This is a genomic window from Thalassobacillus devorans, from assembly GCF_011761345.1.
Classification (GTDB): Bacteria; Bacillota; Bacilli; order Bacillales; family Halobacillaceae; genus Thalassobacillus; species Thalassobacillus devorans.
The window spans coordinates 94281-114101 of sequence record NZ_JAASRY010000007.1 but is presented as its reverse complement, the minus strand read 5'-3'; the positions used below and the strand labels follow the sequence as shown (position 1 = coordinate 114101).

Sequence of the window (19821 nt, the reverse complement as noted above, 5' to 3'; positions counted from 1 at the left end):
AAGGAACTTGAGGTATAGAGAAATGGTTAAAAAGAAGGAGAGATATAATGAGTATGGAAAGACGAGTCGAACATCTAGTTACTTGGATAAGGCAGCAAGTGAAAGATGCTGGACTTAACGGTGCCCTGGTAGGTGTAAGTGGAGGAATTGATTCCGCGGTAGTAGCGAATCTGATCAAACGGGCTTTCCCGGAAAACTCCATCGGTGTCATCCTTCCAATTAATCAGCGAGTGGAAGATCAAAAGGACGCACTGGCAGTAGTGCAAGAAGCTGATTTGAAATATGTAGGTATCGAGTTGACCCAGAGCTATCAGACCACTTATAACGAAATACAGGAACAGTTACGGCAAAGTCAGGATTGGAATGAAGAGAACGCTCAGTTAAACGGTGCTAATCTGCAGGCGAGACTGCGTATGAGCACTTTGTATTCAGTAGCTGCAAATTACGGCTATCTGGTGGTAGGGACAGATAATGCTCCTGAACATTACACCGGATACTTCACGAAATATGGGGATGGCGGTGTCGATCTTGTCCCACTTATTCACTTGACTAAAGGAGAAGTCAAGGAGATGGCTCGCTATCTTGGTGTACCTTCTCAGGTTGTCGATAAGAAACCTAGTGCAGAATTGTGGGAAGGTCAGACGGATGAGGAAGAAATGGGTGTTTCCTACGATACGATTGACGCATACTTGCGAGGCGAAGAAATAGCGGAAAAAGATAAAGAAATTATTGAAGCTCTTCACCGGAAATCGGCTCATAAACGAATCATGCCGGCTGAACCGTCACAATTTGAATCATAGAGGAGTAATAGAATGCAGCAATCCAAAACAGCCTTGTTGATTATAGACGTCATTAATAAAATGGATTTTGATGGAGGAGAAGACTTACTTGAAAATGGCTTGGAAATGATGGACAACCTTCATACATTTAAGCAAGAGGCTAAAGCCAAAAACATTCCTGTCATTTATGTTAATGACAACTTTGGTCTCTGGCAGGATAATGCTGAAGAAATAGTTGAAGAGTGCAGGAAAGGAATAGGAAGACCAATCGTTGAAAAGATGAGACCGGCTAATGACGACTTTTTTGTTATCAAACCAAAACACTCCGGCTTTTATGGTACCCAGCTGGATATCCTCCTGACACAAATGGGAGTAGATCGGCTCATCCTGACAGGATTAACAGGAGATATGTGTGTATTGTTTACAGCTAACGGTGCCTACATGCGCGAGTATGACCTTTATATCCCTGAGGATCTGGTTGCGTCGGAAGATAAAAATGATAACAGTAATGCATTACAGATTATGAAGCGGTCATTATTTGCTGATATTACGCCAAGTGTTGAGTTCAATTTTGAAAAAGTCATCAACCAGTAAAAAATCCGTCTGTCATCAATGACAGGCGGATTTTTATTTTTTGTTATAGGTGGCAATACTCTGGATAACCAAATGTTCGGTTTGATTATCGTCCTTGATTTCAATTTCGCCTTCTTCTCCCGTGTCCGTATAGCCAATGACTCCGAAGCTGATCATGAAAATGACCAATAAGGCTAATAAAAACGTGCGCACTGTTGTTCCTCCTTCATAATGTCTATGTATATTCTATAATAAAACAGGGAATAAGACGACATTTATATTACGTTTTCTTTACAGAATGTAACAAATAAGTCTTTAGTCATAATCTATTTTGATTAATCTGAGTCCATACCCGTCATAAAACCCAATTAATTCGACAAAATCCATGAAATACCTGTTTTTAATTTTCTGACAAGGGTAGTGTTAACTAAGAGAAGAAATGATCCAGGCTAATATCTCCAACTAAACTACGAAGAGAGGGAGACATCCTAATGATTAATCAATACACCTTGGACCGTTTTGAAGGGCTGTACGCTGTACTTGTTGATAAAGGCAACGAGCATAATGAAATGATGGTGTTAAAAGAAAGACTGATTGCTTTTGCGAAAGAAGGAGATACATTAGCCATAGAATTTGACAGTATCGGTAATTTAAGGCATGTAGAAATTATTAAGTCCAGTAATGAGGAAGCGGATATTCCAGAAAAAGAGTTGGAAGGAATGTAAATGGCACTCATAATTATATTATTTTCAAGCACACCAATTGGGGGGGCTTTTTTTTACCGATATGCCAATGGCAATAATAACTCAGCATATTAGAAGAAAGGTTATAAATAATAATGGGAATTACGTAGCGCGGTGACAGACAACTTGCTACCACAGCCAAACAGCTACCAGTATATCCGTGAAACAAATATGGGAAAACAAAAATCAGAAACAAAAGAGCTCAGCGGAAAATGGAGATTGGTCCAAACCGTTGCGCGGTTCGGGAGTAGCATAGAAACCAGCCAACCTTCGGAGGCGGCTGGTTTCTATTTTTGTTGGGTTTATGAGACAAAATGGCTAAAAGAGAGAAAACATAAGGTTAAAGGAGAATTCATGAAAAGAAGAGAGATAATTTCAGGGACAAAAGAGACAATTTTAAAAATATGAGAGACAAATTTTAGAAAAAGAGAGAATTTTCATCCATAATTGAGACGATAGCTCCGAGGACAAGTGTCTGCTCCTGCAATTATGATATAATACAAACAAACGTTCTTGAAAAAGGTGGGAGAGGCATGGATGATTTACTGCAAGGATTGAATGAAGCGCAGCAGCAGGCCGTTACCTCTACTGAAGGATACATACGAGTCATCGCCGGGGCAGGATCAGGAAAAACAAAAGCGTTGACACACCGTTATGGCTTCATTGTTAATGCGTTAGGGATCGAGCCTTCCAACATGCTGTGTGTGACGTTCACCAATAAGGCGGCCCATGAAATGCGGAGACGGGTCAAACAATTGATTGGCGGAGAGCGGGATACCGGGTTTATCACCACATACCATGGGTTTTGTGTACGTGTGCTAAGGGAGGACATCCATCGGCTTTTCTATCCGAAAAATTTTGTCATTCTGGATGTGGAAGATCAAAAAACAATACTCCGGGAGATTTTCGAAGACTTGGGTTTGAAGCTGAATGATAAAATATTCAAGCGGCTGCTTGATAAGATAGGCATGCTGAAAGGAAACACCCATTATGTTCAGCAAATGGTTCAGCGGGGAGAGATGCCGGCAGAAGAGGCGGGGGATGACCTGGATGGTCGGATTATCCAAATGTATTTGAAAAAACAAAAACGGGTATTCGGCCTGGACTTTGATGACTTGATTAATTTTACATTTGTGTTATTCAGTCAATATTCCGAGGTATTGGAAAAGTGGCAGGACCGGTTGTTTTATATTCAAGTAGATGAATTTCAAGATAGTAATGCCAAACAATTCGAACTCGTGCGGATGCTGGCGGAAAAGCATGGGAACTTGTTCGTTGTTGGTGACCCGGATCAGACGATCTACGAATGGCGGGGGGCCGATCCCAAATATATTGTCGACTTCCAGGAGTACTTTCCTTCAGCTGAAACGGTTTACCTGAACCGGAACTATCGGTCGACGCCCGAAATATTATCGGTAGGCAATTCGCTGATCAAGCATAACTACTTCCGTGTCGATAAGGAAATGGTAACCGATAATGCAGGTGGCTTGAAGGTTATCCATTATCATGGCAAGGACGAGCAGGAAGAGGCGGCCTGGGTAGTGGATAAAATTAAAGAGCTGATTGACAAGAAGCAGGCCAGTTATAACAGCATCGCCATTTTATATCGTGCCAATTATTTATCCCGTTTCATCGAACAAACGCTTATCAAAGAAAGTATAGAGTATACCATTTTTGGCGGCTTCAAGTTTTTTGATCGGATGGAGGTCAAAGATGCCCTTGCTCATCTTAGGATGGTAGCATTTGAAGATGATTTGTCTTTTTCAAGAATCATCAATGTACCGAAACGTCAAATCGGAAAGAAGCGGATGCAGTTTCTCAGGGAACGGGCGGAAGCTGAAGACTTATCCTTATATGATGCATTGAAAAAATATGCTGATCATCCCCGGTTACACCGGACAGGAGCGCAATCTTTCATCGAAGCGATCGAATCGTTAAAAGTAAAAAGAAAAACATTGAACATCTCTGAGCTATTGCAGGAAGCTCTTCAGCAGACAGGCTACGAAGCTTATATCCGGGAAGACGGGGATCAGGACCGACTGGATAATCTCACCGAACTTCTTCATTCCATCGTGCAGTATGAACAGACACTGGGTGAAGATATTGAGCTGGAAGAATATTTGCAGATGCTGACTCTTTATACGGAACATGACCGTGAAGCACAAGCGGAAACTGTCAAAATGATGACCATCCATACGGCCAAGGGTCTGGAGTTCCCATATGTCTTTTTTATCGGAATGACTGAAGGAATCATCCCAAATGTCCGGACCTTAAGAGAACGGAAAGAGCGTGGCCTGGAAGAAGAACGGCGGCTTGCCTATGTAGCTATGACCCGGGCAGAGAAGGAACTGTATCTGACGGAATCAGAAGGTTTTCAGAGCGGCGGCCTGCAAAAGTATCCCTCCCGGTTTATTTTTGAAATCGAAGAAGCAGCATACCAGCGCATCGGTTTATTGGATGAAGAGTTGATCAAAGAAGCGAAGCGGTATATTCAGGCATATGCTCATCCTGACCAGGCATCAGTCAATGGCTTTCATAAAGGATCACGCGTCAGGCACCCTGTGTTTGGTGAAGGTAAAATCGAAAGTGTTGATGAGAAGAAAAATACGTATCTCATATTCTTTGATAAGCTGAAAGCGCCACGGCCAATCAGCAGGAATTTTAAGAATCTCGAATTTATGGATGATCAGTAAAGCGACAGTAATCATATGGTTGATATTTTGCGTACTGGGTATATACCCGTAGAATAAAAACGGAGGGTCATCATGATTTATGTCATTTTTATAATTGCAGCTGTCGCTACCATCTATTTAAGTGTTAAAATTTCCAACTACGTGGATGTCATTGATAAAAAATCAACATTGAAAGCAGCCTTTTTAGGGGTGCTGCTTGGTGGCGCCACTTCATTACCGGAGGTTACTACCAGTGTCACCTCTGTCATCATTGATAACCCGGATATTGCAGTCGGGAATGTAATGGGAAGCAACATGTTCAACTTATTGATACTGGCTGTCATGGATGCGATTTTCAGAAGGAAACGTATCTTTAACCATGCAACCAACGAAAACTTTTATACCATGGGATTATTTATGCTGCTGTCACTAACGGTAGTCGTCTCAATCCTTATCCCGATTCCTTTTTCTTTTTTCGGCATCGGATGGGAATCCATTGCCATGGTAGTTATGTATGTCATAGGCGCGAAGATCATTTCAAAAGCAGGGGACGGGCAGGAGGAATCTGAATCTGAGGGACAAGTGGAAGTTTATGGGGCCTATAAACATGTCACCTTGAAGCGTGCAGTCATCGGATTTATCATATCTGCCATTTTAGTATTGGCAGCGGGTTCAGCTTTGACTATCTCAGCAGATAAAATTGCAGTCATTACCGGGCTGGGCTCAAGTTTTGTCGGTACTTTTCTTGTCGCTGCTTCCACGTCATTACCTGAAGCGGTTTCTGTATTTGTAGCTTTGAAATTAAGGAATTATCCTTTAGCGATTGGTTCCATCCTGGGGAGCAACTTGTTTAATCTGATGATTTTGGTAGGAACCGATGTCTTGTACTGGCAAGAAGCCATCCTCCAAACAGTCAGCAATACCCATGCTATTACGACCCTGAGTGCGATGGCATTAGGGCTGTTAGCGATTTATCCAATCATCCGTGTCCAGGTGAAAAATAAACTAACGTATGTCCTTCCATCTTTATTGATGGTTATCACCTACTTCATTTCGAGTTATCTTATTTATGTAAATTCCTAAAAGCTAGAGAGGATTTTATAGAGCGAATAAAAGAGGGGAGTTTTTTTAGGGATTTTTATGGGTAAGGATGTAGTAAGTCTCAATATAAATTATTAAAGATGGAGGTTTGTTAAACATGGCAGAGTGCAATATTGATCATGGTCAAGACGATGTGAAGAAAAAACTGATTAGTCAGGAAGAATTCTTACCTGATGAACTTGCAGTGAAAATGCATATCTATTTAAAGGATATTCGTTCTCAAGAAGAGCTTAATGATATTTTCCATCTCTTGAAAAAATACGATACAGCTTCTGAAGAAGAACGTGAGGAAAGAAACGAAAAATTGAGAAAGTATGTAGCTGAAATCGAATAAATAATAAAAGGTCTGTCCCTAACAAGGGCAGACCTTTTTACATCATAAACTCGATTAGAAGTCTTGCTAGACTAAAGTAAATAAATAAGGATAGAATGTCATTGATAGTCGTAATCAGTGGTCCGGAAGCAACCGCCGGGTCGACATTGAATTTATGAAGCAGGAGCGGGATACTTGTTCCAGTCAAGGTACCGATAATAATGGTCAGCACCAATGATAACCCTACGACAGCCCCTAAAGCAATATTTCCTTGCCAAATATAGGCTACCACTAAAATAAGTGCACCACATATCAACCCCATGATGATTCCGACGAGCATTTCTCTTAATAGCAGCCTGGCGACTGTCTTTTTGTCAAGGTCATGGGAAACCAACCCCCGGACGACAATTGCTAATGATTGAGTCCCTGTGTTCCCAGTCATACCTGCAATCAATGGCATGAAGAAGGCAAGTGCAACCACAGCATCCAATGTCTCTTCAAAGGTACTGATGATACTCCCTGAGACCAGGCCAATGAATAATAATAAAATCAGCCATGGCAGTCGGCGGTAGGAAGCGGTCAATGAGTTGGTTTCGAAGGTAATATCTTTACCGGAAGCAGACAACTTTTCGATGTCTTCATTAGCTTCCTGGATGACGACATCAATGACATCGTCAACCGTGATAATCCCTTTCAGGTGGTTTTCGTCGTCTACAACCGGGACGGCAAGGAAGTCATAACGCTCGATTACCTGCGCTACTTCCTCCTGGTCCATTTCTGTCGGTACGGAAATAACCCGATGGGAAATCAAATCCTCCATCGTTTCATTCATATCCGCCAGAATCAAATCACGGTAAGAGACGACGCCAACCAGCTTTTTGTCCTCATCAATGACATACAGGTAATTGATGGTTTCGGCTATAGTGGCAAAAGTTTTCAATTTGTCGACTGTATCGCGTACGCTTGCGGATTTAGAAATCCATACAAAGCGGTTCGTCATCAGCCTTCCCGCTGTTTCCGGTGGATAGTGCATAATGTTCTGCACGTGCATGGATTCCTGGTCTTGCATGCGCGAAAGGTAATATTCTACCCGTTCTTTAGGAAATTGATCAAGCATATAAGCAAGATCGTCATTATCCATTTTGTTCAACACAGCAACAGATTTACTAGTACTCAATTGGTTGAGCATTTTCAGCTGATCTGGTTGTTCCAGTTCCTGGATCAGCTTTACCAGCTGTACTTCGTCCACAAGAGACAAAAATTTAGTTTTAAGCTTTTCAGGTAGTTGGAGATAGATTTGCCGTAAGTCATAAGGCTGGATATCATCCAGTGTTTCCATTAATTGTGGCTGATTGTTTTCTTTGACTAAATCTAAGATCTCTAACATTAGTTCACTGTCATACTCAATTTTTGCAGTCAACGTGTTCCCCCCTTTTACAACAGGTACGTCATCCGTTCCATACCGGACTGTGGTACGTCTTTTCACCTTTTACCCTGTTTGGAGGGGTAGTATTCCCAGCTTTCTTATACTTTAAGCGGTAATTTTGCTGCAAAGAAATGTTCATCATAATACCGAGGGAGATAAAGGTGATGACCATGGAAGTCCCTCCATAACTAATCAATGGCAGGGTGATCCCTGTAATTGGGAGCATCCCTGTTACTGCTCCAAGGTTGATCATCGCCTGAGAAATGATTTGAAAGGTGAACCCTAAGGCCAATAACCTCCCGAACGGATTTTCCGTTTTTTGAAATATATGGAATCCTTTAAACAAAAGCAACAAGTATAGGATCATAGTCATGGCTACCCCAAGGAACCCCAACTCCTCAGCTACGATCGCCATGATGAAATCCGTATGTGCTTCCGGCAAGTATCCAAGTTTTTGAACACTATTAGCAAGTCCGGTTCCGGTGACACCGCCAGTTCCAATTGACAGGTAGGAATTGACCAGTTGAAATCCACTTCCATCAGGATCAGCGAAAGGATTGACGAAGGAGGTCAGCCGCTCCAGCCTGTATGAAGCAGAAAATGCCAAAACAGCGACCCCTGCAGCAGCAGTACCTGCCAATGACCAAAAATGTACCTGTCTTATTCCTGATACAGACAATATCATTCCACAAGCAAGCAGAATTGACGTGCCAGTTCCGAGATCAGGCTGTATTAATATCAGTCCGAATCCTGCCCCAAGTATAATTAATGGAGGGAGTACCCCTTTTGTGAAGCTTTCTATATCTTTTTGTTTATTGGTATATACTTTGCTGAAATAAACGATGAACGCTATTTTTGCCAGTTCTGATGGCTGGAAAATCAACGGACCGGCTCCCAGCCATCGCTGCGAATAGTTTCTTTCAATACCGACACCAGGAATCAGGACTGCTATCAGCAAAAGGAATGTCAAAAAGACGATTGGTATGATCCATCGTCCATATAATTGGTAGGGGAAGATGCTGACGAAAAAAAATAACGTAAGCCCAATGATCAGCCACATCAATTGTTTAGTGAAAAAATACTGAGGGTTTCCATGTTTGATTTCTGCAAAGGCAAAACTGGAACTATAGACCATTAACAGTCCGAATATACTCAAGAGCAGTATGATGGCAAGCAGTCCGAAATCATAGCTCCGCAAAATCTGTTTCATATTGGGCCTCCTTGTGTGATTTTCATTGTTGAATCTAGTATAAATATGTTTCATCATCCCGGATATTGTATTAGAATCTATATGTATGGAAAACAGTTTTTTCTCTTCCATCATTTTGATAAACCTTGAGGATGATTTGAATGACATTTGAAGAGCGCTTTGACTGGCGCCTGTTTTTTATTATGTTAGCCTTGTTTACCATCAGTTGTGTCGCCATATATAGCGCAATACAGACGAATCAGTATTCTGATAACTATGTATTGAGACAGATCATGTGGTACATACTTGGCAGTTTTATCATAGCTGGAATGATGATGATCGAGCCGATTCAGTATAAAGGGTTGAGCTGGTATGTATATGGAGCCGGCATGTTGGTGCTGTTAGCTCTTGTCGTGGCGCCGGCAAGCATAGCCCCGGTAATCAATGGTCAAAAAAGCTGGTTCCTCCTGCCGGGGATAGGTTCCATTCAGCCCTCGGAGTTTATGAAAATATTTACGATTCTTGTTTTAAGCAGAGTAATCGTCAACCATAATAAGGAGAATCAATTCAAGACTACTAAGACTGATTTCGTTCTCCTGATGAAAATTATGGGGGTCACATTCGCTCCGATCATGCTTATTATGCAGCAGCCGGACTTCGGGACTGCGCTCGTTTATCTAGGAATCATGTCAGGCTTGATTATTGTTGCGGGTGTCACCTGGAAGCTGATTCTTCCGATTTATGGATTGATTGGCGCAGTGGGAGGGACGGTGTTTTATCTCGTCATCCAGGCTCCTGATGTACTGCGAAAGTATTTGGGAATCCAGGAGTATCAATTTGGAAGAATCTATGCCTGGCTCGAGCCGTATAAATACCAGTCCGGAGAAGGATATCATCTCATAAAGTCTTTACAGGCTATTGGGTCTGGCATGCTAACCGGTAAAGGATTCGGCGGGGGAGAAGTGTATATCCCTGAAAGTCATACCGACTTTATTTTTAGTGTGATTGGCGAAGAGTTCGGATTTGTCGGCGCCTGTCTGGTGATTCTGGTTTTCTTTTTATTGATTTACCATTTGATCCAGCTGGCTATTCGGGCAAATTATTCCTACAGTGCCTATGTTTGTGTTGGCGTTGTCAGTATGATTACTTTCCACGTGTTCCAAAATATTGGGATGACCGTTCAGCTTCTTCCAATCACAGGTATTCCGCTCCCATTCATCAGTTATGGCGGCAGCTCGCTGCTCGCGAACCTCATGGCAATCGGGCTCGCTTTTGCTGTCCATTACCATCAGCGTGAATTCATGTTTGGCGACAACAATTTACAAGATTAAAGAAGAAAGGGAGAGTGCGGGAGTTTGCACCCTCCCTTTTGTTAAATTTTGGAGGGCTCCGGGGTGTTTACGTAAACACCCCGGAGCCCTCCAAATACTGGGAATCAGGCCATTTCTTTCGTGCGGAAAGTGTAGATGGCTGCTGCCAGTAAGCCAATGCTAATTCCGATCGTGATTAGGGCAGTAGCCCAAAGGTCTCCAGATATGGTTCCTTCGCTTAACATCATTCTAATATAAGGGCTCAGTTTAGCAGGGCTCCAATCCAGAATATGATCCAGTACGGTCGTCATTATACTGGTAAGGATGACTAGCACTATTGTCATAAACCCGACCAGTCCAGGAACTTTGAATAAGCTATTCATGAATACAGAGATACTGATGACAAACAACAGCCATAACCCATAGAAAAACCATGTGGCTAAAAGGTTTGAAAAGGAAATGTTACCAAACAGTAAATTGACATAATACCAGCTTGCCAATAACCCGGCAAACAAAGAGACCAGCACCAGCACACTGGTAGCCGCCCATTTTGCAGATACATACGTGCTGTATTTCACCGGTTTCACCAGTACCAGTTCTGCGACACCGCTTTTTCTTTCGCCTGCTATAAGTCCCATCGACATTAAGGCAATCACCAGTACGCCAAGCTGACTGAACTGGGCCAGGCTCATCATCAGGACATCATGAGGCGGAGGTGTCGGTATTTCAAAAGATGCTCCCTCAGGTAGGCCGCCAACGGATTCAATGATCTGTGGAAGATAATAAGTCGACAATGGATCAGATAACCCCAGCAGGATAAAGACAAGAGGCACCCAGATCCATTTGAAATTCCGGCCCGATTCAAGCATTTCACGTTTAAAAACAGTCAAGAACTGCATCATGAATCCACCACCTTCATGAATAAATCTTCCAATGAGGCCCGTCCTACTTCAAACCGTTCCAGCGGCCAGCGTTCCGCTTGAATCAATTGCAGAAGCTCGTCTCTTGCCTGTTTTGTGTCCGTTACGAAAATGTGATGAACCCCTCTGGCGACCTCTGTACGAATGACGGATGGAAGAGCTGTAATTAAATCTTCATCAGGTATAAAACCTTCCTGTAAGACCACATTGATTTTATCTACACGGTGTTTTTCCCTTACCTTTTCCATTGGTCCTGACTCGACTATTTCACCATTATGCATCATCAGGAGCTCGTCGCTGACTTCTTCTGCGTCATTTAATATATGAGTAGAAAAAAGCAAGGTGGTTTCCTGCTTCAACTCTTCCATCAAAGTAAGTACTTCCCTGCGCCCAATCGGATCAAGCGCAGATACTGGCTCATCCAGCATCAACAACTTCGGCTGGTGAATCATAGCCTGGGCGATGCCGAGCCGCTGCTTCATACCACCAGAATACTTTCCTATCCGCTTATTTTTTGCATCAGCAATGCCGACACGGGCAAGTAATTCGTCCGCCCGTGAAGCCGCTGTTTTCTTATCAAGGTTGGCAAGCCTGGCTACATATACTAGAAACTCTTTGCCTGACATCCAGGAATGGAATACGGGGTGCTGGGGCAGGTAGCCGATGTGATAGCGGATATCCGTCTGGTAATCCAGTCCTTCAAAAGAAATACTTCCTCCGTTTGAGCGGATTAAACCGGACAACATCCGTAACGTCGTCGTTTTGCCCGCTCCATTGGGACCAAGTAATGCGACACATGTTCCCTTGTTGATTGAAAAATCGATTCCACGGATAACAGGGCTGCCATCATAATTCTTCTTTAAATTTTTGACTGTCAGCAGCGCCATTACTCTTGTCTCCTTCCGATCACAAAATACAAGATCGGTCCTATCATATTAAGAAGCAGGATGATGAACAGCCACATGATTTTTGGACCGTTTGTCCGCTCGATCCGGAACCAGTCAATCAGCGCCACCACTTGTAAAATCAGCTGGATGACAATCAACGGTGCGATAAGTGCCCAGTTGACACTTTCAAATAACTCTGCCATATGGATCCCCCCTAAAATTCCTATACATCTAATCTTACGTATGATTATAGGAAAAAGCTTCAAATTTTTATAGAAATATTGATAAAAAAATACCCCAGCATTCCCAACTACAGCTTATCCCAAAAAAATGACCGAAAAGTCGAAGACTTGGTTTCGAGATAATTGTGAGAGTTTAGGGGCGTTGGGTGAGCGGTGAGATCCCGCAAGGCGAAGCCTGAGGAAGCTCACCACATGCCCACGGAAAGCGATCCGTTTCCCCAGTCACCATAATTACAATCAAAAAGTCTCGAAACTGAGTCTTCAGCATTTGAGAGCTTTAACAGAATGTATATTTAAATTGTCAGAACTTTTGGTTGACATACAGCGTAGTATTCTATAAACTAACAAACAAGTTAGAGTTGAGAGATGAGAATGAGTGAGCTGAGTTGAGGTAATTGGATGAGTTGAGCCGAGCGAGTAGAGGGACATCAGGGAGAGCCTGAACCGTTGCCTGTACCGAACCTTCTTTTATCATCCACTTTTCACCCTCAAACTCTCATTCTCCATAACATTTATGGAGAGGTGAGGACATGACCACACGCGAAGCTTTTCTAAAAGCTGCACGCACATATCAGACAATCCCTGTAACGGAATCATTTTATACGGATACTTTGACTCCGATTCATATGTTCCAGGCATTGAAAGACGAAGCTGTCTATATGCTGGAAAGTCAGGATCCAGAATCCCCTTGGTCCAATTTTTCCTTCATCGGTATTGAACCTATGCTGGAAGTCGAACAGGATGGGGAGATATTTCATATTAAAGATTTACAAAAAGCACAGGTGATGGAAGCTCCTGATTTAAAGGAAGCCTTCGATCGCTCATTGGAGTATCTGAAGGTGAAGGAACCAGAGGTCGCTGTCCCGTTTCGTGGTGGCGCTGTCGGTTATATCGCTTATGATGCTATTTCGGATATAGAGCCTGTTCCCGAGGCGATCGAGGACGATATCCCGATTTCGAATTATCACCTCCTGTTTTGTCAGACGCTGATTGCTTATAACCATAAAACGAAAGAAGCCACAATTATGCAGTTTGCCCGGCTGGAAGATGATGATAAACCAGAGGATAAATTCCTTCAGGCGAGAAACCGTATCAAAGAACTAAGTGATCAGCTGATGACCAACGGGTTTGTACATGACCTGATGCTGACGAACGATGAGGAATCTCACGAAGAAATCCAATTGAAAAGCAACTATTCGCATGAATCATTTCTTGAAGATGTAGAAAAAGTGAAAAATTATATCCATGCAGGAGATATTTTTCAAGCGGTCCTTTCCCAACGGTTCGAAGCTGAAACCACACTTGGTGGGTTTCAGCTGTACCGGGTATTAAGGAAAGTAAATCCATCCCCTTATATGTTTTATTTGAAATTCGGTGAGTTAGAAGTGATCGGCAGTTCCCCGGAGCGATTGTTAGAAGTCCGGGACGGGGAATTAGAAATTCACCCGATTGCCGGAACTAGAAAGCGGGGGATGACTGAGGAAGAAGATGAAGCCCTGGCTAATGAACTCCTTGCAGATGAAAAAGAACGGGCCGAGCACCGGATGCTTGTCGATCTAGCACGGAATGATATAGGAAGAGTAGCGGAATACGGTTCCGTGAAGGTGCCGGAGTTCATGGTCATCGGACGTTTTTCCAAGGTGATGCATATCATCAGTAAAGTGACCGGAAAGCTTCGCAGCGGTATCCATCCGATAGAGGCTTTGTACTCAGCATTCCCGGCCGGGACATTATCCGGTGCGCCGAAAGTCCGGGCGATGCAGATATTAAGGGAGCTGGAACCAACGCCAAGGCACCTTTATGGAGGAGGTATTCTTTACCTTGGGTATGACGGGAACATCGATTCCTGCATCACTATAAGGACAATGACCCTTTATAAAGGAAAAGCTTATATCCAGGCGGGGGCAGGAGTTGTAGCAGACTCGGACCCACAAAGCGAATATGAGGAAACATTAAATAAAGCTAGTGCATTAAAGAAGACAATCGAATTAGCTGAGAAAACATTTGAGAAGAGCAGAGAAGGAGTGGAGCAGAGATGAAAGAATTATTGAAACGTGTCGTTGAAGGAGAAAAGCTTGGTGAACAGGACGCCTTTGATTTGATGAACCAGATCATGCAGGGGAAAGTCTCTACAGGGCAATTGATGAGTGTATTGAGCGTGCTGCGTTATCGTGGGGAAACAATCGAGGAGATGACGGGCTTTGCCAGAGCGATGCGAAGCAATATGCTGAAAATGGATCTCGAAGATGACGCGGTCATTGATACTTGCGGGACTGGCGGGGATGGCAGTTCGACATTCAACATTTCCACTGCCGTCGCGATTGTCCTGGCTGCGATGGGTGTAAAGGTTGCAAAGCATGGCAACCGCAAAGTTTCCTCTAAAAGTGGCAGCGCCGATGTGCTTGAGTTATTAGGAATGCCGTTAGAGGTCACCCCGGAGGAAGGCAAGCGAGCGCTGAACGAAAAGCGGATGACGTTTTTATATGCACCAACTTACCATCAGGCGATGAAACACGCCGTACCAGCAAGACAGGAACTTGGATTCCGGACTGTATTCAACTTGCTTGGACCGATATCCAATCCCGCGCAGACGAAACGTCAGCTGATTGGTATCTATGATACGAATTACGGAGAAAAACTGGCAGGTACGTTAAAGGCACTTGGGTCCAAACACGTACTATTGGTGACTGGCCGTGACGGCCTGGACGAAATAACCATTACCGGGGAAACGGATATCGTGGAATTGAAAGATGGAGAGATTACGAGGTTTACAGTGAGCCCGGAAGAGGTTGGGCTATCAAGAGGCAAGCTGGAGGATATCCAAATTTCCCATCCGACAGAAAGTGCCGCTATCATTGAAGATATCGTCTATAACAATGCGAATGACAGCGCCCGGGATATCGTACTGATGAACGCGGCAGCTGGATTATATATTGCCGGGCAGGCGGATAGCATCCAGGCAGGGGTAGCGCAGGTGAAAAAAGCGCTTGAGGAAGATGTTGTAAGGGAATACTTTGAAGCAATCACACATACAAAGGAGCAGAAATATGCTTGATACAATTCTCGCCATCAAACAACAAGAGATAGAAAAAATCTTATTACCAGATGAACAGAAGACGACACGCCGTTCCTTGCGTGATGCGTTAAGAAATTCCCCTCACCTTGCCGGTTTGATTGCAGAAGTGAAGAAGGCATCGCCATCGAAAGGAATTATCCGTGATGATTTCAATCCCGTCGTCATCGCACGGGAATATGAGAAAGCGGGAGCACAGGCGGTATCTGTATTGACTGATCAGCATTTCTTCCAGGGGCACCGTGACTTTTTAAATGACATTAAAAAGGTAGTGGAGCTGCCGGTATTGCGTAAAGATTTCATCATCGATCCTATCCAGGTCGAAGAAAGCGACCGTATCGGAGCGGATGCGATTCTCTTGATCGGAGAAGCATTGGAACCAAAGCAGCTTCATGAGCTCTATGAGCAAGCCGAGTCACTCGGGATGGAAGCACTTGTGGAAGTTCATTCAGGCGAGACGATGGAAGGAATTTTAGAAGTTTTCACACCGAAAATTATCGGTATCAATAACAGGAATCTTAAAACCTTTGAAACTACATTGCAACAGACGAAGAAAATTGCCCCAATGGTTCCAGAAGAGAGTCTGCTAGTTTCGGAAAGCGGCATCTTCACCTATGAGGATATCGAACAGGTCGTATCGGCAGGAGCGGAAGGCATCCTGGTTGGTGAAGCGTTGATGCGTCAGGATAACCTCAATCAAGCGGTGACCCGTTTGATGGGAGGCGTCCGCTCATGACCGAACCGTTAGTGAAACTATGCGGGAACCGCTCGAAGCAGGACTTAGCCTATAGTGCAGACTCGCAGGCGACTCATCTTGGTTTCATCTTTGTACAAGGGACGAAACGATATGTCCGTCCTGAGCTTGTCGGACGCTGGCTTTATGAAATCAAGCCGCATCAAAAACTGGTTGGGGTTTTTGTCGAACCGACACTAGAAGAGCTGGAAATAGTTTTACACTATGTCCCACTCGACATCATCCAGTTACATGGAAATGAAACGGTTTCTGAAGTTCTGCAAATCAAAGAACATTTTGCTGTACCGGTTTATAAAGTCATCCACCACGCTGATTTTGGCGTAGATTATATGCACTTATTCAAAGGAGCTGTCGATGGCTTTGTAGTAGATTCCAAAGTGAAAGGTGCCTACGGTGGAACCGGCGTGCGGTTTGATTGGAAAGCCATCCCGTCATATATGAAAGAAGCAGAGCACCAGGGAGTTCCGTGTCTGATTGCCGGTGGTATTACAGATGAAAACGCAGCAGAAGTATTAAACTACCACCCGGGAGGAATCGACCTTTCCAGTGGGACTGAAACGGACAATAAAAAAGATCGAAATAAAATTCAAGCGCTGATGAGAGAGGTGGAAAACTATGGAACAAGTATATCCGGATCAACAAGGGCGGTACGGTGATTTTGGCGGAAAATATGTACCGGAAACCTTGATGGCTCCCTTACAGGAGCTCGAAGAGGCGCTTGATGAAGCGATGGCTGACAGAGAGTTTATCGCAGAATATCACGGTGTTTTAGAAAAGTATGCAGGAAGACCGACGGCACTCACTTACGCGGATAAAGTGACCGAGATACTTGGTGGAGCCAAGATTTATTTAAAGCGGGAGGATTTACTCCATACTGGAGCCCATAAACTCAATAACGCCATTGGTCAGGCATTGCTTGCGAAAAGGATGGGTAAACAAAAAATCATTGCTGAAACGGGAGCAGGACAACACGGTGTAGCGTCTGCGACGGTCGCTGCTAAATTCGGATTGGAATGTAAAGTGTTCATGGGGGAAGAAGATATCCGCCGCCAGGAACCGAATGTTTTCCGGATGAAAATGCTTGGAGCAGAAGTGATTCCTGTCTCCAGCGGACGAGGTACCTTGAAGGATGCAACCAACGAGGCGATACGTTACTGGGTTGCCAACTGTGAAGATACCTTTTATTTGATTGGCTCTGTCGTTGGGCCGCACCCTTACCCACGGATGGTCCGAGATTTCCAGCGGATTATCGGTGACGAATCCAAGCGTCAGTTTCTTGAAGGGGAGCCAACATTGCCGGATTATATTTATGCGTGTGTCGGCGGCGGGAGCAACGCCATCGGCATGTTCCACCCTTTCCTGGAAGATGATGTCGAGCTTGTCGGCGTCGAAGCGGCTGGGAAAGGCGTAGATACGGAAGAGCATGCCGCCACATTGACGAAGGGTGATCGCGGGGTTATTCATGGTTCGTTGACGTTCCTGTTGCAGGATGAACACGGACAAATTACCGAGCCTTACTCGATTTCGGCAGGACTCGACTACCCAGGCATCGGCCCGGAGCATGCGTACTTATTTGACTCCAAACAGGTACGCTATGAAGCGGTTACCGATGAGGAAGCGATGGACGCATTGAAGCTGCTGACCGAGACGGAAGGCATCATTCCTGCTGTGGAAAGCGCCCATGCTTTAGCCCAGGCTTTTAAAGAAGCAAAGGACATGTCAGCAGATAAAACGATTCTCATCAATCTATCGGGACGTGGAGATAAAGACCTGGCTACGATTATGAATCATTTCAAGGGGGAGGAATAACATGCTGACACAAACTTCATTCCAAGGGAAATTGAACAAGACAGAAGACTTGTTCATCCCATTCATTGAAGCAGGAGATCCTACCCCTGAGGTGACGATTGACCTCGCCTTGAAACTCCAGGAGGCTGGTGCTGATATTTTGGAATTAGGAATTCCTTATTCCGATCCACTGGCCGATGGGCCGACGATCCAGCGGGCTGCAAAACGTGCCCTGGACAATGGCATGTCTTTGCAGCAGGCAATCGAATTGATACCTGACATGCGTGCAAATGGGCTGGAGATCCCGGTTGTCGTATTCACGTATTATAATCCAGTCCTCCGTATTGGAGAAGAAAAGTTTTTCAAACTATTGGAGGAACATGGAGCAGAAGGAGTATTGATTCCAGACTTGCCGCATGAAGAAAGCGAGTCTGTCAGAGAACTGGCGTTAAAACACGATATTGAATATATTTCATTAGTTGCTCCTAACTCAGAGGAACGGATTCAAAAGATAGCATCTGAAGCGCGCGGATTCCTTTATTGCGTATCAACGCTTGGGGTTACCGGTGGCGAAAATCAGTTGTCGTCAGAAGTCACTGACTTTATCCAAAAAGTGAAGGAGCACAGCCCTGTTCCCGTTGCAGTTGGCTTTGGCATTTCGACGAATGAAGATGTCCAAATGATCCGGCAGCATGCGGATGGTGTCATTATCGGGAGCAAAATCATTCGGCTGGTGGAAGCAGAAGTAGAAAATTTAAAAGATGATAGCAAACGCCATGAAGCCTTGAACCGTTTTTATGAGAATGTACGTGAACTAGTTGAGTAGCAGAGGAGGAAGAGCAGAGAGGAGCTGAGCAATATGATTTATATGATTGACCATTATGATTCCTTTACCTATAACATTGTGCAATATCTCGGCGAGCTTGGGGAAGAAATTCTTGTACGTCGTAATGATAAGGTAAGCCTGGAAGAGATAAAAAATCTTCAGCCTGATTTGATTTTTCTTTCACCGGGACCATGTTCACCGAGCGATGCCCCTATGACATTAGAAGTCATCAATGAGTTTAAAGGTGAATTTCCCATTTTCGGTGTCTGCCTTGGGCATCAGGCCATCGCCCAGGCATTCGGCGCGGAAGTGGTACAGACGGAAAAGTTGATGCATGGCAAATCATCCTACATTCATCACGAGGAAAAAGGAATTTACGAGGGGCTGATATCCCCGATGGAAGCCATGCGCTACCATTCTTTGATTGTCGATATGGAAAGTCTGCCAAAAACCTTTGATTTAACTGCTGTAACAGTAGACGGAGAAATCATGGGTATCCGGCATAAAGAGTATCCGATCGAAGGCGTCCAATTTCATCCGGAATCGATAGGGACACTAGAAGGGAAGCAATTGATGCAAAATATGCTGAACCAGTATATCAAAGTTCCTGTTAAATAACCTTTTCTTTATAACTAAAGTACTAATGGTTTACTCCATTTAGCTAATAGCTACTTTTATGATTGTTTGTAATAATAGAAACAAGTTATCGCTCATTGGAGCGAGTAACAACGGATTGGTCAGTGAATGTTCATTCGACCAGTCCGTTTTTCTTTGGGTAAACTACAAGTGGAAAGGTGCCCGCAAAATAAAAAAGACCTGGAATTCAGGTCTTAGAATTTAACATCCTCCTCATTTGTTACAACTAATAAAGTTTTTCCTTTTTCTAATTCTTTATGAAGATCCTTGGCCTTAGATTGTTCAAAACCAATTTCTTTCATCTTAGAAATTAATTTGTCATCTTTTCCGCGGAAGACATTTTTTGTGGCTGTTCCAAGACCCGTTTCACTAACACCAATCTTATTAGCATCAGTTTGTCTCTTAGTTCTTCTGACATGATCATTGTCATGTGAAAGAATGTAGATATTATCCTCATCTACCCCATGACTTTTAATCCTGTCGATAGATTCACCCATTTGTTCGTCATCACTAAAAATTTGATAGTTTGGTTGCATTAGTATCGCCTCCTTAGAGTAATCGTTTCCCTGCATGAAAACGGCCTAAACGG

General features: G+C 43.8%; 21 protein-coding genes and 1 pseudogene. 15 read left to right on the top strand and 7 right to left on the bottom strand.

What is annotated here, in order from left to right:
* Nucleotides 1–53 precede the first annotated feature (53 nt).
* Together nadE and FHS45_RS18400 are read left to right on the top strand one after the other, a co-directional pair.
* The gene (nadE, locus tag FHS45_RS18405) at nucleotides 54–800 is read left to right on the top strand and encodes an NAD(+) synthase (RefSeq protein WP_062440613.1); all 747 of its coding nucleotides are present in this window, start codon (nucleotides 54–56) and stop codon (nucleotides 798–800) included.
* Nucleotides 801–812: 12 nt separating this feature from the next.
* On the top strand, nucleotides 813–1373 hold the full coding sequence (locus FHS45_RS18400; protein WP_062439456.1) for a cysteine hydrolase family protein: 561 nt from the start codon (nucleotides 813–815) through the stop codon (nucleotides 1371–1373).
* A gap of 33 nt (nucleotides 1374–1406) precedes the next feature.
* Here the strand turns inward: FHS45_RS18400 and FHS45_RS18395 are convergent, their stop codons facing one another.
* Entirely contained in the window at nucleotides 1407–1565 is a 159-nt protein-coding gene (locus FHS45_RS18395; protein ID WP_157620135.1) for a hypothetical protein, read from the bottom strand.
* Between the two features lie 278 nt (nucleotides 1566–1843).
* Here FHS45_RS18395 and FHS45_RS18390 point away from each other — a divergent pair, with 278 nt between their 5' ends.
* From FHS45_RS18390 to FHS45_RS18370, 5 genes and pseudogenes are all read left to right on the top strand, one after another.
* The gene (locus tag FHS45_RS18390; RefSeq protein WP_208416534.1) at nucleotides 1844–2077 is read left to right on the top strand and encodes a DUF3006 family protein; all 234 of its coding nucleotides are present in this window, start codon (nucleotides 1844–1846) and stop codon (nucleotides 2075–2077) included.
* Nucleotides 2078–2194: 117 nt separating this feature from the next.
* A pseudogene (locus tag FHS45_RS18385) lies at nucleotides 2195–2346 on the top strand (MBL fold metallo-hydrolase); the annotation flags it as partial.
* Between the two features lie 282 nt (nucleotides 2347–2628).
* On the top strand, nucleotides 2629–4788 hold the full coding sequence (locus tag FHS45_RS18380; protein WP_062439448.1) for an ATP-dependent helicase: 2160 nt from the start codon (nucleotides 2629–2631) through the stop codon (nucleotides 4786–4788).
* 72 nt (nucleotides 4789–4860) lie between these two features.
* The gene (locus FHS45_RS18375) at nucleotides 4861–5850 is read left to right on the top strand and encodes a sodium:calcium antiporter (protein ID WP_062439444.1); all 990 of its coding nucleotides are present in this window, start codon (nucleotides 4861–4863) and stop codon (nucleotides 5848–5850) included.
* 115 nt (nucleotides 5851–5965) lie between these two features.
* Nucleotides 5966–6202, top strand: a complete 237-nt coding sequence (locus FHS45_RS18370; protein WP_062439441.1) for a hypothetical protein — start codon at nucleotides 5966–5968, stop codon at nucleotides 6200–6202.
* Nucleotides 6203–6239: 37 nt separating this feature from the next.
* Here the strand turns inward: FHS45_RS18370 and mgtE are convergent, their stop codons facing one another.
* Complete coding sequence (mgtE, locus tag FHS45_RS18365) at nucleotides 6240–7568, bottom strand: magnesium transporter (RefSeq protein WP_062440607.1); 1329 nt, start codon at nucleotides 7566–7568, stop codon at nucleotides 6240–6242.
* A 61-nt stretch (nucleotides 7569–7629) separates the two neighbouring features.
* Nucleotides 7630–8817 (bottom strand): putative lipid II flippase FtsW, encoded by a 1188-nt coding sequence (ftsW, locus tag FHS45_RS18360; RefSeq protein ID WP_082411894.1) that lies wholly within the window; start codon nucleotides 8815–8817, stop codon nucleotides 7630–7632.
* 140 nt (nucleotides 8818–8957) lie between these two features.
* Here ftsW and FHS45_RS18355 point away from each other — a divergent pair, with 140 nt between their 5' ends.
* Nucleotides 8958–10127, top strand: a complete 1170-nt coding sequence (locus FHS45_RS18355; RefSeq protein WP_062439437.1) for an FtsW/RodA/SpoVE family cell cycle protein — start codon at nucleotides 8958–8960, stop codon at nucleotides 10125–10127.
* 104 nt (nucleotides 10128–10231) lie between these two features.
* Here FHS45_RS18355 and FHS45_RS18350 read toward each other — a convergent pair whose 3' ends face one another.
* The 3 genes from FHS45_RS18350 to FHS45_RS18340 are packed head-to-tail and all read right to left on the bottom strand — an operon-like array spanning nucleotide 10232 to nucleotide 12116.
* Nucleotides 10232–11008 (bottom strand): ABC transporter permease, encoded by a 777-nt coding sequence (locus FHS45_RS18350; protein WP_229717949.1) that lies wholly within the window; start codon nucleotides 11006–11008, stop codon nucleotides 10232–10234.
* Nucleotides 11005–11913 carry an ABC transporter ATP-binding protein gene (locus FHS45_RS18345; RefSeq protein WP_062439432.1) on the bottom strand — a complete coding sequence of 303 codons (909 nt, stop codon included), beginning with the start codon at nucleotides 11911–11913 and terminating at the stop codon, nucleotides 11005–11007. The genes FHS45_RS18350 and FHS45_RS18345 overlap by 4 nt, the downstream gene beginning before the upstream one ends.
* Nucleotides 11913–12116, bottom strand: coding sequence for a PLD nuclease N-terminal domain-containing protein (locus tag FHS45_RS18340; RefSeq protein WP_062439427.1), 204 nt, complete (start codon nucleotides 12114–12116; stop codon nucleotides 11913–11915). The genes FHS45_RS18345 and FHS45_RS18340 overlap by 1 nt, the downstream gene beginning before the upstream one ends.
* A 569-nt stretch (nucleotides 12117–12685) precedes the next feature.
* On the opposite strand from FHS45_RS18340, the gene trpE reads away from it, so the two are divergent.
* From trpE to FHS45_RS18305, 7 genes are read left to right on the top strand one after another with little or no spacing between them, the layout of a single operon-like run.
* Entirely contained in the window at nucleotides 12686–14194 is a 1509-nt protein-coding gene (gene trpE / locus FHS45_RS18335) for an anthranilate synthase component I (RefSeq protein WP_062439423.1), read from the top strand.
* On the top strand, nucleotides 14191–15210 hold the full coding sequence (gene trpD, locus FHS45_RS18330; protein WP_062439420.1) for an anthranilate phosphoribosyltransferase: 1020 nt from the start codon (nucleotides 14191–14193) through the stop codon (nucleotides 15208–15210). Before trpE ends, trpD begins: the two co-directional genes overlap by 4 nt.
* Nucleotides 15203–15964, top strand: a complete 762-nt coding sequence (gene trpC / locus FHS45_RS18325; RefSeq protein ID WP_062439417.1) for an indole-3-glycerol phosphate synthase TrpC — start codon at nucleotides 15203–15205, stop codon at nucleotides 15962–15964. The genes trpD and trpC overlap by 8 nt, the downstream gene beginning before the upstream one ends.
* Complete coding sequence (locus FHS45_RS18320) at nucleotides 15961–16638, top strand: phosphoribosylanthranilate isomerase (RefSeq protein WP_062439414.1); 678 nt, start codon at nucleotides 15961–15963, stop codon at nucleotides 16636–16638. Before trpC ends, FHS45_RS18320 begins: the two co-directional genes overlap by 4 nt.
* Nucleotides 16598–17791 (top strand): tryptophan synthase subunit beta, encoded by a 1194-nt coding sequence (gene trpB, locus FHS45_RS18315; protein ID WP_062439411.1) that lies wholly within the window; start codon nucleotides 16598–16600, stop codon nucleotides 17789–17791. Before FHS45_RS18320 ends, trpB begins: the two co-directional genes overlap by 41 nt.
* Nucleotide 17792: 1 nt before the next feature.
* A complete protein-coding gene (gene trpA, locus FHS45_RS18310) occupies nucleotides 17793–18596 on the top strand; it encodes a tryptophan synthase subunit alpha (RefSeq protein WP_062439407.1) in 804 nt (267 codons plus the stop codon).
* A gap of 33 nt (nucleotides 18597–18629) precedes the next feature.
* Nucleotides 18630–19214: an anthranilate synthase component II gene (locus tag FHS45_RS18305; protein WP_062439403.1), complete on the top strand. Its 585-nt coding sequence runs from the start codon at nucleotides 18630–18632 to the stop codon at nucleotides 19212–19214.
* Nucleotides 19215–19426: 212 nt separating this feature from the next.
* Here FHS45_RS18305 and FHS45_RS18300 read toward each other — a convergent pair whose 3' ends face one another.
* Nucleotides 19427–19768, bottom strand: a complete 342-nt coding sequence (locus tag FHS45_RS18300) for a YflT domain-containing protein (RefSeq protein WP_062439400.1) — start codon at nucleotides 19766–19768, stop codon at nucleotides 19427–19429.
* Between the last annotated feature and the right edge of the window lie 53 nt (nucleotides 19769–19821).

Bases quoted from the DNA above. Each gene is read 5' to 3' on its own strand.
- nadE (WP_062440613.1), top strand. From the start codon at position 54: ATGGAAAGACGAGTCGAACATCTAGTTACTTGGATAAGGCAGCAAGTG.
- FHS45_RS18400 (WP_062439456.1), top strand. From the start codon at position 813: ATGCAGCAATCCAAAACAGCCTTGTTGATTATAGACGTCATTAATAAA.
- FHS45_RS18390 (WP_208416534.1), top strand. From the start codon at position 1,844: ATGATTAATCAATACACCTTGGACCGTTTTGAAGGGCTGTACGCTGTA.
- FHS45_RS18380 (WP_062439448.1), top strand. From the start codon at position 2,629: ATGGATGATTTACTGCAAGGATTGAATGAAGCGCAGCAGCAGGCCGTT.
- FHS45_RS18375 (WP_062439444.1), top strand. From the start codon at position 4,861: ATGATTTATGTCATTTTTATAATTGCAGCTGTCGCTACCATCTATTTA.
- FHS45_RS18370 (WP_062439441.1), top strand. From the start codon at position 5,966: ATGGCAGAGTGCAATATTGATCATGGTCAAGACGATGTGAAGAAAAAA.
- mgtE (WP_062440607.1), bottom strand. From the start codon at position 7,568: ATGTTAGAGATCTTAGATTTAGTCAAAGAAAACAATCAGCCACAATTA.
- ftsW (WP_082411894.1), bottom strand. From the start codon at position 8,817: ATGAAACAGATTTTGCGGAGCTATGATTTCGGACTGCTTGCCATCATA.
- FHS45_RS18355 (WP_062439437.1), top strand. From the start codon at position 8,958: ATGACATTTGAAGAGCGCTTTGACTGGCGCCTGTTTTTTATTATGTTA.
- FHS45_RS18350 (WP_229717949.1), bottom strand. From the start codon at position 11,008: ATGATGCAGTTCTTGACTGTTTTTAAACGTGAAATGCTTGAATCGGGC.
- FHS45_RS18345 (WP_062439432.1), bottom strand. From the start codon at position 11,913: ATGGCGCTGCTGACAGTCAAAAATTTAAAGAAGAATTATGATGGCAGC.
- FHS45_RS18340 (WP_062439427.1), bottom strand. From the start codon at position 12,116: ATGGCAGAGTTATTTGAAAGTGTCAACTGGGCACTTATCGCACCGTTG.
- trpE (WP_062439423.1), top strand. From the start codon at position 12,686: ATGACCACACGCGAAGCTTTTCTAAAAGCTGCACGCACATATCAGACA.
- trpD (WP_062439420.1), top strand. From the start codon at position 14,191: ATGAAAGAATTATTGAAACGTGTCGTTGAAGGAGAAAAGCTTGGTGAA.
- trpC (WP_062439417.1), top strand. From the start codon at position 15,203: ATGCTTGATACAATTCTCGCCATCAAACAACAAGAGATAGAAAAAATC.
- FHS45_RS18320 (WP_062439414.1), top strand. From the start codon at position 15,961: ATGACCGAACCGTTAGTGAAACTATGCGGGAACCGCTCGAAGCAGGAC.
- trpB (WP_062439411.1), top strand. From the start codon at position 16,598: ATGGAACAAGTATATCCGGATCAACAAGGGCGGTACGGTGATTTTGGC.
- trpA (WP_062439407.1), top strand. From the start codon at position 17,793: ATGCTGACACAAACTTCATTCCAAGGGAAATTGAACAAGACAGAAGAC.
- FHS45_RS18305 (WP_062439403.1), top strand. From the start codon at position 18,630: ATGATTTATATGATTGACCATTATGATTCCTTTACCTATAACATTGTG.
- FHS45_RS18300 (WP_062439400.1), bottom strand. From the start codon at position 19,768: ATGCAACCAAACTATCAAATTTTTAGTGATGACGAACAAATGGGTGAA.